Origin of the sequence: Nonomuraea sp. MTCD27, assembly GCF_041950495.1 — a bacterium.
Taxonomy (GTDB): Bacteria; Actinomycetota; Actinomycetes; order Streptosporangiales; family Streptosporangiaceae; genus Nonomuraea.
Genome location: NZ_JBGNUW010000004.1, coordinates 475,995 through 489,388, shown reverse-complemented (window position 1 = coordinate 489,388; position 13,394 = coordinate 475,995). Strand labels below are relative to the sequence as shown.

At 70.5% G+C, this 13,394-nt stretch carries 17 protein-coding genes and 1 riboswitch; of the genes, 5 read left to right on the top strand and 12 right to left on the bottom strand.

Going from position 1 to position 13,394, the window contains the following annotated elements; all coding sequences use genetic code 11:
• Nucleotides 1-38 precede the first annotated feature (38 nt).
• From ACBJ59_RS14515 to ACBJ59_RS14500, 4 genes are all read right to left on the bottom strand, one after another.
• The gene (locus ACBJ59_RS14515) at nucleotides 39-545 is read right to left on the bottom strand and encodes a DUF6624 domain-containing protein (protein WP_375110681.1); all 507 of its coding nucleotides are present in this window, start codon (nucleotides 543-545) and stop codon (nucleotides 39-41) included.
• 20 nt (nucleotides 546-565) lie between these two features.
• The gene (panC, locus tag ACBJ59_RS14510) at nucleotides 566-1,402 is read right to left on the bottom strand and encodes a pantoate--beta-alanine ligase (RefSeq protein ID WP_375110680.1); all 837 of its coding nucleotides are present in this window, start codon (nucleotides 1,400-1,402) and stop codon (nucleotides 566-568) included.
• A gap of 22 nt (nucleotides 1,403-1,424) precedes the next feature.
• Nucleotides 1,425-2,315 (bottom strand): Rossmann-like and DUF2520 domain-containing protein, encoded by an 891-nt coding sequence (locus ACBJ59_RS14505; RefSeq protein WP_375110679.1) that lies wholly within the window; start codon nucleotides 2,313-2,315, stop codon nucleotides 1,425-1,427.
• Between the two features lie 313 nt (nucleotides 2,316-2,628).
• Complete coding sequence (locus tag ACBJ59_RS14500; RefSeq protein WP_375110678.1) at nucleotides 2,629-2,856, bottom strand: chaplin family protein; 228 nt, start codon at nucleotides 2,854-2,856, stop codon at nucleotides 2,629-2,631.
• Between the two features lie 187 nt (nucleotides 2,857-3,043).
• Here ACBJ59_RS14500 and ACBJ59_RS14495 point away from each other — a divergent pair, with 187 nt between their 5' ends.
• On the top strand, nucleotides 3,044-4,006 hold the full coding sequence (locus ACBJ59_RS14495; RefSeq protein WP_375110677.1) for an SAM-dependent methyltransferase: 963 nt from the start codon (nucleotides 3,044-3,046) through the stop codon (nucleotides 4,004-4,006).
• A gap of 58 nt (nucleotides 4,007-4,064) precedes the next feature.
• Here the strand turns inward: ACBJ59_RS14495 and ACBJ59_RS14490 are convergent, their stop codons facing one another.
• Both ACBJ59_RS14490 and ACBJ59_RS14485 read right to left on the bottom strand, forming a co-directional pair.
• Nucleotides 4,065-5,258: a cytochrome P450 gene (locus tag ACBJ59_RS14490; RefSeq protein WP_375110676.1), complete on the bottom strand. Its 1,194-nt coding sequence runs from the start codon at nucleotides 5,256-5,258 to the stop codon at nucleotides 4,065-4,067.
• Complete coding sequence (locus ACBJ59_RS14485) at nucleotides 5,258-6,001, bottom strand: TerC family protein (protein ID WP_375110675.1); 744 nt, start codon at nucleotides 5,999-6,001, stop codon at nucleotides 5,258-5,260. Before ACBJ59_RS14485 ends, ACBJ59_RS14490 begins: the two co-directional genes overlap by 1 nt.
• A 115-nt stretch (nucleotides 6,002-6,116) precedes the next feature.
• Nucleotides 6,117-6,232, top strand: a riboswitch (SAM riboswitch).
• Nucleotides 6,233-6,276: 44 nt separating this feature from the next.
• On the opposite strand from ACBJ59_RS14485, the gene ACBJ59_RS14480 reads away from it, so the two are divergent.
• Nucleotides 6,277-7,563, top strand: coding sequence for an aminotransferase class V-fold PLP-dependent enzyme (locus ACBJ59_RS14480; RefSeq protein ID WP_375110674.1), 1,287 nt, complete (start codon nucleotides 6,277-6,279; stop codon nucleotides 7,561-7,563).
• A gap of 3 nt (nucleotides 7,564-7,566) precedes the next feature.
• On the opposite strand, the gene ACBJ59_RS14475 is transcribed toward ACBJ59_RS14480, so the two are convergent.
• Nucleotides 7,567-8,220: a DoxX family protein gene (locus tag ACBJ59_RS14475; RefSeq protein WP_375110673.1), complete on the bottom strand. Its 654-nt coding sequence runs from the start codon at nucleotides 8,218-8,220 to the stop codon at nucleotides 7,567-7,569.
• Nucleotides 8,221-8,342: 122 nt separating this feature from the next.
• Here ACBJ59_RS14475 and ACBJ59_RS14470 point away from each other — a divergent pair, with 122 nt between their 5' ends.
• The 3 genes from ACBJ59_RS14470 to ACBJ59_RS14460 are packed head-to-tail and all read left to right on the top strand — an operon-like array spanning nucleotide 8,343 to nucleotide 10,799.
• Nucleotides 8,343-9,488, top strand: a complete 1,146-nt coding sequence (locus ACBJ59_RS14470) for an NADH-quinone oxidoreductase subunit D (protein WP_364115759.1) — start codon at nucleotides 8,343-8,345, stop codon at nucleotides 9,486-9,488.
• Nucleotides 9,485-10,621 carry an acyltransferase gene (locus ACBJ59_RS14465; RefSeq protein ID WP_375110672.1) on the top strand — a complete coding sequence of 379 codons (1,137 nt, stop codon included), beginning with the start codon at nucleotides 9,485-9,487 and terminating at the stop codon, nucleotides 10,619-10,621. Before ACBJ59_RS14470 ends, ACBJ59_RS14465 begins: the two co-directional genes overlap by 4 nt.
• Nucleotides 10,614-10,799 (top strand): hypothetical protein, encoded by a 186-nt coding sequence (locus ACBJ59_RS14460; RefSeq protein ID WP_375110671.1) that lies wholly within the window; start codon nucleotides 10,614-10,616, stop codon nucleotides 10,797-10,799. The genes ACBJ59_RS14465 and ACBJ59_RS14460 overlap by 8 nt, the downstream gene beginning before the upstream one ends.
• Before the next feature lie 10 nt (nucleotides 10,800-10,809).
• Here the strand turns inward: ACBJ59_RS14460 and ACBJ59_RS14455 are convergent, their stop codons facing one another.
• From ACBJ59_RS14455 to folP, 5 genes are read right to left on the bottom strand one after another with little or no spacing between them, the layout of a single operon-like run.
• Nucleotides 10,810-11,271 carry a DUF3180 domain-containing protein gene (locus ACBJ59_RS14455; RefSeq protein WP_375110670.1) on the bottom strand — a complete coding sequence of 154 codons (462 nt, stop codon included), beginning with the start codon at nucleotides 11,269-11,271 and terminating at the stop codon, nucleotides 10,810-10,812.
• Entirely contained in the window at nucleotides 11,268-11,771 is a 504-nt protein-coding gene (gene folK, locus ACBJ59_RS14450; RefSeq protein ID WP_375110669.1) for a 2-amino-4-hydroxy-6-hydroxymethyldihydropteridine diphosphokinase, read from the bottom strand. The genes ACBJ59_RS14455 and folK overlap by 4 nt, the downstream gene beginning before the upstream one ends.
• On the bottom strand, nucleotides 11,768-12,133 hold the full coding sequence (folB, locus tag ACBJ59_RS14445) for a dihydroneopterin aldolase (RefSeq protein WP_375110668.1): 366 nt from the start codon (nucleotides 12,131-12,133) through the stop codon (nucleotides 11,768-11,770). Before folB ends, folK begins: the two co-directional genes overlap by 4 nt.
• A complete protein-coding gene (locus tag ACBJ59_RS14440; RefSeq protein WP_364115776.1) occupies nucleotides 12,123-12,569 on the bottom strand; it encodes a nuclear transport factor 2 family protein in 447 nt (148 codons plus the stop codon). Before ACBJ59_RS14440 ends, folB begins: the two co-directional genes overlap by 11 nt.
• Nucleotides 12,566-13,372 carry a dihydropteroate synthase gene (gene folP, locus ACBJ59_RS14435; protein WP_375110943.1) on the bottom strand — a complete coding sequence of 269 codons (807 nt, stop codon included), beginning with the start codon at nucleotides 13,370-13,372 and terminating at the stop codon, nucleotides 12,566-12,568. The genes ACBJ59_RS14440 and folP overlap by 4 nt, the downstream gene beginning before the upstream one ends.
• Between the last annotated feature and the right edge of the window lie 22 nt (nucleotides 13,373-13,394).

The window sequence follows — 13,394 nt, the reverse complement described above, 5'->3', positions numbered from 1 at the left end:
GATAACGCCTGGCGTGGCGTGAGCATGCCCCGGGGGGCTCAGAGACCCTCGGTCTTCTTGATGAAGGCCTCGTACTCGGCGAACGGCTCCAGCCCCATGGCCCTGCGGCGCTCGTCGAGCAGGCCGGGGTCCTCGATCGGCATGGGTTCCAGACCGTCGCCGCCGTCGTGGAACTGGGTGCCGTAGAGCTGGGGCCGGCCGGAGCGCACGCGTACGCGGTCCTCCAGGTACGCGAAGTCGTGCGCCGAGGCCTCGTCCGACTCCACGGCGTCGGCCATCACGTAGTGGAACAGGCGCTGCACCTCGGGCGAGGTGGCGTGCTGCGCCAGGAGCCAGGCCGCCCGCGCCGCCCGCTCCCCCACCTGGGAGATCAGCGGCCAGCCGCGGTTGGCGACCACGGAATAGAGCCAGGCGGTGTTGCCCTCGTCGAGCCTCTGGAGGCGCGCGAGCCGCTTGTCCCCGGGAAAGCCCTTGGCCGGGTCGCGCATCGCCTGGTCCATCTCCATGCGCCGGAGCAGCTCGGCCCGTAACTCCTCGTCCGTCATGCTCCCGACGGTAATCCGCCTCAGGCGGGATTCAAGGTGAGGGTGACGTTGTCGATCAGCCGGGTGCTGCCCACGCGGGCGGCCACCGCCAGCACGGCCATGCCCTGGTAGGAATCGCTCACTTCGACGAACGTGGCCGGGTCGACCAGCGCCAGGTAGTCCACGTCGAGCTCGGGGCCGGCCTCGTCGAGCACCGCCCGCGCCGACGCCCGGATCTCGCCCGGCGTCAGCTGGGCCGCGCCCGCCCGCAGGGCCCGCGAGAGCGCCAGCGCCATCCGCCGGTCGTCCTCCGACAGGTAGCGGTTGCGGCTGGACAGGGCCAGGCCGTCCGGCTCGCGTACGGTCGGCGCGCCCAGGATCTCGATGGGCAGGTCGAGGTCGGCGACCATGCGGCGGATGAGGGCGAGCTGCTGGGCGTCCTTCTGGCCGAAGACCGCCAGGTCGGGCTGGACCAGGTTGAACAGCTTGAGCACAACCGTGAGCATGCCGTCGAAGTGGCCCGGCCTGAAGGCGCCCTCGACGATCCGGCCCATCTCGCCGGAGGAGACGCTGATCTGCCGGTCGGGGGCGTACATGTCCTCGACGGCCGGGTGGAACACGACGTCCACGCCCTCGCCCCGGCACACATCCAGGTCGGCATCAAATGTACGGGGATAGCGTGAAAAATCCTCGTTAGGAGAAAATTGCAGAGGATTGACGAAAATGCTGACCACAACCTGATCGGCGCGCACCCGAGCCTGCCTGATCAGCGACCTGTGGCCCTCATGGAGCGCGCCCATGGTGGGGACCAGCGCCACCGGCCCATTGCGGCGCGCCTTGACCAGGTCTTCCCGGCTCCTGGCGACGATCAGCTCCATAACTGCCCTCCGAACGCGACGGTCAGGTCCATATATTGCCCCCCAGCGCGTCGAGCAGCCGCTCCGCCTCCTCCGGTTTGAGCAACCCCGCAGCCAGCGCCCGGTCCGCCGTGAGCCGGGCCAGCGCGATGTAGGCGTCGGCCGCCTCGGGAGCCGCCAGGATCAGCGCGTCGACGTGCTTGCGCACCGTGCCGGCGTCACCGCGCACGACGGGGCCGGTCAGCCCGGCGATGCCCAGCCGCAGCACGTTGTCGAGCGCGGCGCCGAGCAGCGGGCCCAGCATCCGCCCCGGGTGCTCGACGCCGATGCCCCGCAACAGGTCGGACGACTCCGCGATGAGCGTGACCATGTGGTTGGCCGCCCCGGCCAGGGCCGCGTGGTAGAGCGGGCGGTCGGCGTCGGCGATCCACACCGGCTCGCCGCCCATCTCGATCACCAGGGCCTCGGCGACCGGGCGCAGCATCTCCGGGGCGGTGACGCCGTAGGAGATGCCGGTGAGCTTGTTGAGGTCGTCGTCGCGGCCCGTGAACGTCATCACGGGATGCAGCGCGAGCGGCAGCGCCCCGGCCCGGGCCGCCGGGTCGAGCACCGACAGGCCGTACGCCCCGCTGGTGTGCACCAGCATCTTGCCCTGGAGGTCGGCCCCGGTGGCGGCCAGCCCGTTGACGAGGTCGGGCAGCGCGTCGTCGGGCACGGTGAGCAGGACGAGCTGGGCCGCCGCCACCACCTCGTCGGGACGGCACGGCGTCACGCCGAGCCGGTCCGCTGCCCACCGCTGCGAGTTGTCCGACACTCCGCTGGCGGCCACCACCCGGTGTCCCGCCTGCGCCAACGCGGCGCCGAGGGCCGAACCGACCTTGCCTGCCCCGAGCACGCCGACGGTCAGCCGTGCCGGGCGATCACCTGCGTCCATGACGTCTCACCCCTGTCGACCGTGATGGCACTGCCGACCAGCGTAACGGCCTCTCAGGAGTGAGAGCGTGACCGGTGCTTTGCCGCGCGTTGAGTTAACGACAAAAGCGACAAGGGCATACAAAACGTGCACCCCCTGTCGGAAGAGATGAGGAGAGGGGTTCATCGCATGGCAGCGGGCGCCGAGGCCCCGGATCGGGACCTGACGCCCGCACGATGCGACCTCTTGGAGGTGCGCCGGCTGGTCACCCGCCGAATGACCAGCGGGGAGACGAGCCCGGGGCGGCCTGCGCCGACCCGGGCTCTTTCCCTGCTCAGTGGTGACTGGGCGCGTAAGCGTTCGCGCCACCCTTGCAGCCCGCGACCGCGAGGCCGATGACAGCCACCGCGTTGCCGCAGACGTTGATCGGCGCGACGATCGGGATGTGCACTTGGTTGCCGGAGATCACGCCGCCGGTGCCGTTGGTGATGTCGGCGTGCGCCGGAACGGCCAGCGACATCATGGCAACGGCTCCGGTGACGACCATGACCTTCTTCAGCACGAGGGCTCCTCTCAGTTTCGCGGCCTGCGCCGCAGGTGCTTGCTCGAGAGTGAAGTGCTCCGCCACTTGGGGGTTGGCGCAACGCAATCACTCGATGACAATGGGTAAACGTTATCGCAAGTTGGCGACTTTGAGTAGTCATTCGATGACGATGCGTATCATCGGCCAGTCATGAGATAGTCCAGACATGTGGCTCACCTGGCGCGTCGCAACGGAGCGCGCGCTGTACGGCGAGGAGGGCTTCTACCTCCGCGAACGCCCGTCAGGCCACTTCCGCACCTCGGTCAGCGCCTCGGCGGCCTTCGCCGGGGCGGTGCTGGCGCTGCTGGCGGAAGTGGACGCCGAACTGGGCGAACCCGACGTGCTCGACCTGGTGGACATCGGCGCGGGGGAGGGCGTGCTGGTCACCCAGGTGCTCGACGCCGCCGAGCCACGGCTGCGCGACCGGCTGCGCGTCACGGCCGTGGACCTGTCCCCCCGGCCGGAGGGGCTGCCCGAGCGGGTCGAGTGGTCCAGCAGCCTGCCCTCCGACATCACCGGGCTGGCCATCGCCAACGAGTGGCTGGACAACGTGCCGCTCGACGTGGTGGAGCAGACTCCCGACGGGCCGCGGCTCGTCATGGTCGACGTGCACACGGGCGAGGAGCGGCTCGGCGGGCCGCTGCGACCGGCCGACCGCGTCTGGCTCGAGCGGTGGTGGCCGCTGACCCGCGTGGGGGCGCGCGCGGAGATCGGCCGCCCGCGCGACGAGGCGTGGGCCTCGGTCCTCGTCCGCCTCACCAGCGGCCGGGCGATCGCCATCGATTATGCACACCCTGTGGACAACCGGCCGCTGCACGGAACGCTGACTGGATACCGCGACGGGGCGGTCGTCGCCCCCGTACCCGACGGGACCTGCGACATCACGGCTCACGTCGCGCTCGACGCGTGCGCGGAGGCCGGGCGGCGGGCCGGCGCGATATCCACAACCTTGTCCACACAGCGCGCGGCGCTGCGGGACCTGGGGCTCACCGGCACGCGTCCGCCGCTCGACCTGGCCCGCACCGATCCGCGCGGCTACCTCCGGGCCCTGGCGAGGGCCTCGGAGGAGGGCGAGCTGATCGACGCGTCGGGGCTCGGCGGCTTCGGCTGGCTCAGCCAGCGCCGCTGAGCTCCGCCTCGGCCGGCGCGACTGAGCTCCGTCTCGGCCGGCGCGACTGAGCTCCGTCTCAGGCGGTGGCGCTGAGCTCCAGGGATTCGAGTCCGCGGATGATGTAACCGGGCTTCCAGGCCGGCTCCTGCCGCAGCTCCAGCTTGGGGGCCCGGTCCAGCAGCGCGCCGAACGACTCCACCAGCTCGATGCGGGCCAGCGGCGCGCCCAGGCAGAAGTGGATCCCGGCGCCGAAGGAGATGTGCGGGTTGTCGGCGCGGCCCACGTCGAGCCGGTCCGGGTCCTCGAACACCGCCGGGTCCCGGTTGGCCGAGCCGAACAGCAGCGCCACCTCCGAGCCGCGCGGGATCCGTACGCCGTGGACCTCGATGTCCTCCAGCACCCAGCGCTCGAACATCTGCAGCGGCGTGTCCCAGCGCATCAGCTCCTCGACGGCCGTGGGCAGCAGCGAGCGGTCCTCGCGCAGCCGGGCCAGCTCGCCGGGGTTCCTGAACAGCGACCACCAGCCGTTGCCCGTCACGTTCACGGTGGCCTCGTGGCCGGCGTTGAGCAGCAGGACGCAGGTGCCGACCAGCTCGTCGTCGGTCAGCTCGTCGATCTGGGCGAGGGCGCTGATGAGGTCGTCGCCGGGGTCGGCCCGGCGCTCGGCGGCCAGGGACTTGAGGTAGCCGGCGAACTCCGACGCCGCGCGTACCGCGGTGTGCTGGGCCTCGGGGGCGGGGTTGAGCTCGTACATGCCGCAGATGTCGGCCGACCAGGGGCGCAGCAGGTGGCGGTCCTGGTCGGGGATGCCGAGCATCTCCGCGATCACGGTGACCGGGAGCGGCTCGGCGACCTCGGCGATCAGGTCGCCGCCGCCCTTGTCCACGTACGCGTCCACCAGGCCCCCGGCGATGGCCCGGACCCGGGGGCGCAGCGACTCGACCATGCGCGGCGTGAACGCCCTGGAGACCAGCCGGCGCAGCCTGGTGTGCACCGGCGGCTCCACGTCGAGCATGCCCGCCCTGATCACCCGCCAGAACGGCTCCTGGAACTCCGGCTCCGGCTCCCTGCCGAACTCCTCGTGGGTGGCCACGTGCAGGTAGGAACGGCCCAGCCGGCGGTCTCTGAGCAGCGTGTTCACGTCGGCGTGCCGCGCGATGAGCCACTGGCCCGTCGGCTCGAAGTAGCTGACGGGCGCCTCGCGTCTCAGCTGGTCATAGACCCGGTACGGGTAAGCGACAAAATCCGGATTCCAAGGATCAAAGCCCACTATTGCATCTTAGGAGCGGGGTCCTCCTGCTTCGCATGCCTGCCGCGCATCCGGATGTTGAGCAGCTCCACGATGACCGAGAACGCCATCGCGAAGTAGATGTAGCCCTTGGGGATGTGCTGGTCGAGACCCTCGGCGACGAGCACCACGCCGATCAGCACCAGGAACGCCAGCGCCAGCATCTTGATGCTCGGGTGCGCGTCCACGAACCGGCTGATGGGCCCGGAGGCGAACAACATCACCAGCACCGCCACCACGACGGCCGCGATCATCACGCCGAGCTCGTCCACCATGCCGACGGCGGTGATGACGGAGTCCAGCGAGAACACGATGTCCAGGATCATGATCTGCACGATCACCGAGGTGAAGGAGATGGCGGCGGCCTGCTTGCCGTCCTTGCCGGGGCCGGGCTCCATGCTGTGGTGGATCTCGGTGACGCTCTTGCCCAGCAGGAACAGGCCGCCGAGCAGCAGGATCAGATCGCGTCCCGATATCTCCTGGCCGAGGACCGTGAACAGCGGCTCGGTGAGCTGGACCACCCATGACAGGCCGAGCAGCAGGAGCAGGCGGCTGATCAGGGCCGCGGCCAGACCGAGCACGCGGGCCCGGTCCCGTTGTTCCGGTGGGAGTTTCCCGGCCAGGATGGAGATGAAGATGATGTTGTCGATCCCCAGCACGATCTCCAGGGCGACCAGGGTGAAGAAGCCGATCCAGATCTGTGGGTCGGCCACCCATTCCAGCATCTGCGTACCTCCATGACTCATGGCTGACGGGGGTTTCCGGTAGCAACGAGTCAGGGGCCGGATTAGTTCGCGGCTTGCGATTCCTACCCTGGTGTCGGTTATAGTGCCGAACGTAGGTCATGAGTGCCAGCGACAAGCCCCGGCTAGCTGGCCGGCAACCCTCGCGTCCGCGGCGGGGTGCCCCGGGTGAAGACCTGGTCCGTCACGAGGTGTGGCGGGCAAGCGCGGGCTCCGTGGCTGCTCCCAGGGGTCCGACGACCCTGAGGAGGTTCGCCGTGTCCACTCTGACGATCTTCAGCTCCACCCCTGCCGCCGGGACGACGGCTCCCCCGGCCGCCACCGGCCGGACCATCCCCGCCGTGCTCGGCGCCGACCTCGAGGTGCCGGTCAAGGGCGGCCGGCTGGTGGGGTACGCCAACCTGGACTACGCCGCCAGCGCCCCCTGTCTGGAGCCGGTCAGCGCCGCCGTCGCCGCCGCGCTCCCGGCCTACTCCAGCGTCCACCGCGGCGCCGGCTACGCCTCGCAGCTCACCACCGCCAGGTACGAGCAGGCCCGCCACACGGTCAGGGCGTTCGTCGGCGCCCGCCCGGACGACGCCGTGATCTTCACCCGCAACACCACCGACGCCACGAACCTGCTGGCCGGCTGCCTGCCTGCCGGGACCACCACCGTGGTCTTCGACACCGAGCACCACGCCTCCCTGCTGCCCTGGCAGCGGTCCGTCCGGCTGGCGCCGCCCGCCTTCCCCGGCGAGGCCGTGCGCGCCGCCGACGAGGCGCTGGCCGGGATCGACGGGCCGAAGCTGCTCGTGGTCACCGCCGCCTCGAACGTCACCGGCGAGCTGTGGCCGATCGCCGCCCTGGCCCACATCGCGCACCGCCACGGGGCCCGCATCCTGGTGGACGCGGCGCAGCTGGTGCCGCACCGGCGGCTCAACCTCACCGCGCTCGACCTGGACTACGTGGCCTTCTCGGGGCACAAGCTGTACGCGCCCTTCGGTGCCGGCGTGCTGGTCGGGCGGCGGGACTGGCTGGCCGACGGGGAGCCGTACCTCAAGGGCGGGGGTGCGGTTCGCTCGGTCGGGGAGAGCGCCGAGTGGCACGACGACCCGGAGCCGCGCCACGAGGCGGGCACCCCGAACGTGCTGGGCGCCATCGCCCTGGCCGCCGCCTGCGACGCGCTGACCGCCACCGGCTGGACGGCCCTGGTGCGCGAGGAGGAGCGGCTGATCGCCCGGCTGCGCTCGGGGCTGGCCTCGATCGACGGCGTGCGGGAGCTGTCGCTGTGGGGGGACGATCACCCGCGGGTCGGCATCGTGTCGTTCACCGCGGCCGGCTACTCGGCCCGTGAGGTGGCCGAGGTGCTGTCCAGCGAGTACGGCATCGGGGTGCGCGACGGCAAGTTCTGCGCGCATCCCTTTGTCCGGCACCTGCTGGGTACGGCCGACGGCGGGTGCGAGGACGACACGGCCTCCGCGGTGCGGGCCTCGATCGGCATCGGCAGCACGCAGGAGCACGTGGACCGGCTGATCGAGGCGGTGCGCGACCTGGTCACCCGCTGACGCTCAGCGGTTCGGCGGCTTGCGGTGCTGCGGCGGCTCGTCCGAGACCAGGGCGTCGATGTCCCTCATGTCCTCGTCGTTGAGCCTGCCGGAGGTGGGTGCGGCCGGCTGCCTGGGCACGTCCGGCTGCTCCCGGGTCGTCTCCGCGGGCGTCGTGGGCCCGCCGACGTGGCCGGTGGGCGTCGTGCCCGTGGTCCTGCCCGGGGTGTAGGCGGCGAGGTCGTCCTCGGCCGCGCGCCGCTCCGAGCGCCGGCGGAACATCGCGTTGAAGATGCCGTCCAGCCCGATCCGGCCGCCGCCCAGCGCCAGGAACAGCAGGCACAGCGCGCCCAGCGCCCCCGGCAGCTCCCAGCCGCCGCCCTCGGTCAGGATGCCCCTGCCCCCGTGCACGAACGCGATCGCGCCGAGCATGTTGAGCAGCAACAGCAGCGCCACCGGGCGCACCAGCAGGCCGAGGATCAGCAGGATGCCGCCCACGGTCTCGACGAACATCGCGTACCCGGCGGCCAGCTCGGGCATCGGGATCTGCATGTCCCTGAAGCCCTGCGTGGTGGCGCCGTGGCCGCTTGCCCACTTCTGCCACCCGTGGGCCACGAAGATCACGCCGGTGGCGATTCGCGCGATCAGTGCCGCCACATCAAAAAGAACTCTCTTCATGGTGATTTCTCCCCCCGTTCCCGATATTCCTCCCCATGTCCGGCTTCGGGATGCATTTCCATACCATGTCTTGACCAACCCCCCTGCTGGATCACCAGCGGCGACGGTGGCAGCATGGCCGTATGACGGAACGTGTGGTCGGAATCGGCGCGGGCGCGAAAGAGCTGGCCACCGAGGACATGATTCTCAACATCGGCCCTCAGCACCCGTCCACGCACGGGGTGCTGCGGCTCCGGCTGACGCTCGACGGCGAGCGCATCGCCACCGCCGAGCCGATCATCGGCTACATGCACCGGGGCGCGGAGAAGCTGTTCGAGGTACGCGACTACCGTCAGATCATCATGCTGGCCAACCGGCACGACTGGCTGTCGGGCTTCGCCAACGAGCTCGGCGTGGTGCTCGCCGCCGAACGCCTGCTGGGCATGGAGCCGCCGGTCAGGGCCGTGTGGGCGCGCACGCTGCTGGCCGAGCTCAACCGGGTGCTCAACCACCTGATGTTCCTCGGCTCCTACCCTCTCGAGCTGGGCGCGATGACGCCGCTGTTCTACTCCTTCAACGAGCGCGAGCGCATCCAGGCCGTCATGGAGGAGATTTCCGGCGGGCGCATGCACTACATGTTCAACCGGGTCGGCGGGCTCAAGGAGGACCTGCCGCTCGGCTGGCTCGACCGGGTGGCCGAAGCCGTCGCGGAGACCCGGCGCCGCGTGCCCGACATCGAGAACCTCATCCTGCACAACGAGATCTTCGTCGCCCGGACCAAGGGGGTGGGGGTGCTGACGCGGGAGCAGATCATGCAGTACGGCGTCAGCGGCCCCGTCTCCCGCGCCTCCGGGGTGGACTTCGACCTGCGCCGCGACGAGCCGTACCTGGCCTATCCCGAGCTGCCGGTGAAGGTCGTCACGCGGAGCGGGGGCGACTGCCACGCCCGGTTCGAGGTCCTGCTCGAACAGCTCAAGGTCTCGCTCGACCTGGCCGAGGCGTGCGTCGAGCGGCTGCGCTCGCTGCCGCCCGGGCCGATCAACCAGCGGCTGCCGAAGGTGCTCAAGGTGCCGGAGGGGCACACGTACGCGTGGACGGAGAACCCGCTCGGCATCAACGGCTACTACCTGGTCTCCAAGGGGGACAAGACGCCGTGGCGGCTCAAGCTGCGCTCGGCCTCCTACAGCAACATCCAGGTGCTGCGCGAGATGCTGCCCGGTCACCTCGTGGCCGACATGGTGGCGATTCTCGGCTCCATGTTCTTCGTGGTGGGTGACATCGACAAGTGAAGGCCGCCGACGCCACCGACCGCGACAAATACGTCGACTGGCTGCGGGCGCTCAGCCTGATCGTCGTGGTGGTGTGGCACTGGGCGTTCACGATCCTGCAGTGGAAGCCGCACGGGCCCGAGCCCACCAGCCCGCTGGGCTTCACCTCGGGTCTGTGGATCCTCACCTGGCTGCTGCAGGTACTGCCGCTGTTCTTCTACGTCGGCGGGCATGTCCACCTGCTGTCCTGGCGCCGGGCCCAGACGCGGGGCGTGGGCATCGGCTCGTTCGTCTGGCGGCGCATCCGCGCGCTCGCCTTACCGGCGCTGTTCCTGTCCGGGGTGTGGGTCGTCATCGGGGCGGTGGTGACGTACACGTTCGGGGTGGACTGGATGTGGCGGGTGGTGCTGCTGGTGCTCAGCCCGCTGTGGTTCCTCGGCGTCTACCTGGTGCTCATCGCGCTGCTGCCGGTGTCGCTCTGGCTGCACCGGCGCTACGACGTGCTGACCCTGATCTGGCTCGGCGGCGCGGCACTGGTGGTGGACGTGCTGCGCTTCCGGTACGGGATCGACGGGGTGGGCTGGCTCAACATGGTCATCGTCTGGGGGCTGGCGCACCAGGCCGGGTTCTTCTACGACCGGGTGGTGGTCCTGCCCAGGCGCTATGACGTGGCCCTGCTGTGGACGGGGCTGTTCGCGCTGTTCGGGCTGGTCTACTCGGGCATCTACCCCGGCTCGATGGTGGGCGTGCCGGGTGACAAGTGGTCGAACATGGCGCCGCCCACGTTCGTGATCGTGGCGCTGCTGCTGTTCCAGATCGGGCTGGTCGAGGTGCTGCGGCCGGCCATGGAACGCGTGCTGGAGCGCCCGGGCTGGCAGCGGGTCAACGACTTCATCAACCGGTACTCGCTGCCGCTGTTCCTGTTCCACACCACCGGGATGGCCATCTCGCTGGGGCTGTCGTGGTGGTTGTTCGGCAGCCTCGGCGACCGGATCCCGCCGGACGTGGTGTGGTGGCTGGAGCGGCCGATCGCCGTCCTCGGCCCCCTCATCTGCACGGCCCCGGTCATATACCTCTTCGGCCGCCGCCGCACCCCGGTCAGGCAAATGCAGGACAAGGGTGTCGGCGGGTCCATAAGCTCTGAGCATGGCTGACATCGCCTTCCGGGCCAACGCCGAAGACGAGCGGATCATCCGCGCCGCCCTGCGGGAAGGTGAGCGGCCCAGCGACGTCCTGCGCCGCGCATTGCGCCTGCTCCAACGCGAGATGTGGCGCGACCGGCTGACCACCGGCGCCCGCCCGGCCGTCGAAGGGCTGGGCGAGCACAACTAAGAGCTGTTTCTCAGTCCCGCTTCTGGTCGTCCGGCTCCTTGGGGACGCGGCAGGCGTGCTCCAGGTAGAGGGCGGCGCAGATCAGCACGACACAGGACACGAACGACGCCGTAGCGACGAAGAACTCGCCCCGTGGCGTGTCCCGCTCGAGGATCCGGACCGTGTAGAGGGCGAACCCGGCGAACACGCCGCCGAACACCGCCCCCGCGTACGCCGACGCCTTCGCCAGCGCCGCCAGCCGGGCCACGGCCAGCGGCTCCACCGGCTTGGTGCCCGGTTTCCGGTCGATCCTGGCCTTGGTCGCCCAGGCGGTGTAGCCCTCGCCCAAGGCCAGCAGCAGCACCGTGGGGATCGCGGTCCACGGCATGAGGGGCAGCTCGGAGTAGAACGGGCTGATCGCCGCCATCGTGAGCAGGGCCACGACGACGACGATGCCGACCAGGTGGCCGGGGTGGGTGGGCTTCAGCTTCAATCGGGCCTCTGCAGCTTCAGGTCTTCGCGCAGGCGTACACCCTGCCTGTCGACCCCCTCCAGCAGCTCCGCCACCCGGCCGTGGCCGGGCAACCGGCCCTCGGGGTCGGCCTTCGACCAGGGCACGAGCACGAACGCGCGCTCGTGTGCCCGCGGGTGCGGCAACGTGAGGTCGGGGTCGTGGCAGACGGTCTCGCCCACGACGATCAGGTCGAGGTCGAGCGTGCGCGGCCCCCAGCGCTCCGCGCGTACGCGGCCGAAGGCGTTCTCCACGCCCTGCGCCCGCTCCAGCAACGTGCGCGGCTCCAGCGTGGTCTCCGCGATCACGATCGCGTTGAGGTACGGGCGCTGCCCGCCGGGCCCCCCGACGGGGTCGGTCTCGTAGACGGGCGACGCCTTGACGAACTCCAGCCCCGGGGCGTCGAACAGCGTGTCCACGGCACCCTGCAACGTCTGGAACCGGTGTCCCAGGTTGCTGCCGAGAGAGAGCACGACCTTCATGCGCGGCTCCGCTCGATGGTCACGATCACGTCGTCGAACGGCAGCGGGATCGGCGCCGCCGGTTTGTGCACGCTCACCTCGACCTTGTGCACCAGCTCGCTGGCCAGGCACACGTCGGCCAGGCGCTGCGCGAGCGTCTCGATCAGCTCGACCGGCTCGCCCGCCACCACCTCGACCAGCGCCTGCGCCAGCTCCCCGTAGTGGACGGTCTTGGTGAGGTCGTCGCCGGCCGCCGCCGGCGCGGTGTCGAGGAACAGCGTCGCGTCCACCACGAACTCCTGCCCGAGCTCCCGCTCGGCAGCGAGCACGCCGTGCCTCCCCCGGGCCCGCAGGCCCCTGAGAGCGATGCGATCAGCGCTCAAGCTCGCCTTCCTCCTCCTCGTCGTCGTCTCCCTGGAGCACCGGCGAGCCGTGGTGCATCCACAGCCGCCAGCCCTGCGAGGTGCGGATGTAGACGTTGCTCGCCACCACCTTGCCCGCGGCGAAGCTGGCCTCACCCTCCTCCCCGGCGGTCAGGATGTTCTCCACGCAGGTGAGGACGGCGACGTCACCCAGCACGGTCGTGTTGACGTCGGTCAGCACGAACTGGATGTAGGTGGTGTTCGCCATGATCAGGGCCCATGACCGCAGCACCTCCGAGCGGCCCGTCAGCAGGGTCCAGCCCGGGTGCACGCAGCTCACCTGGTCGTCGGTGGAGTCCTCGGCCCAGATCTCGGTCATCTTGTCGAGATCGGCGCTCTCGATCGCGGCGTAGAACTCCTGGTTGACCGTCTCGATGGCGGCGGTGTCGACGCTCATGTGTTGGCTCCGGCTCTCTTCCATGCGGCGGCCACGCGCACGGCATCGGCATTGGGACCTACCTCGTGCACGCGTACGCACCAGGCGCCCGCGTCCGCGGCCAGCGCGGTCACGGCCAGCGTGGCGTCGTCGCTGCGACTGAACGGCCGGGGCGTGCCGTCGGGACCCGCCAGCAGCCGCCCCAGGAATCGCTTGCGCGACGCCCCGATGAGCAGCGGGTAGCCCAGCTCGGCCAGCCGCGGGATCCCGGCCAGCAGCGCCCAGTTGTGCTCGGCGTTCTTGGCGAAGCCGAGGCCCGGGTCGAGCACGATCTGCTCCTCCGTGACGCCCTCGGCCAGCACCAGATCGACGCGCTTGCTCAGCTCCTCGCGCACCTCCGTGACCACGTCGGTGTAGACGGCGCGGGTGTCCATGTCATGGCTGTGACCGCGCCAGTGCATCACCACGTAGGCGACTCCGGTCGCGGCCACCACGCGCGCCATCTCCGGGTCGGCCAGCCCGCCGCTCACGTCGTTGACGAGCTGCGCGCCCGCCTCGACCGCGGCCCTGGCCACCTCGGCCCGCATCGTGTCGACGCTGACCGGAACTCCCTCGGCGCGCAACGCCCTGATCACCGGGACGACCCTGGCCAGCTCTTCCTCCAGGGGCACCCGGGCGGCACCCGGGCGGGTGGACTCGCCACCCACATCGACGATGTCGGCGCCCTCCTGGACCAGGTCAAGGCCGTGCCGGATGGCGGCCGCCTCGTCGAACCACATGCCGCCGTCGGAGAACGAATCGGGCGTCACATTGACCACACCCATGACGAGGCACCGCTCCGCACCT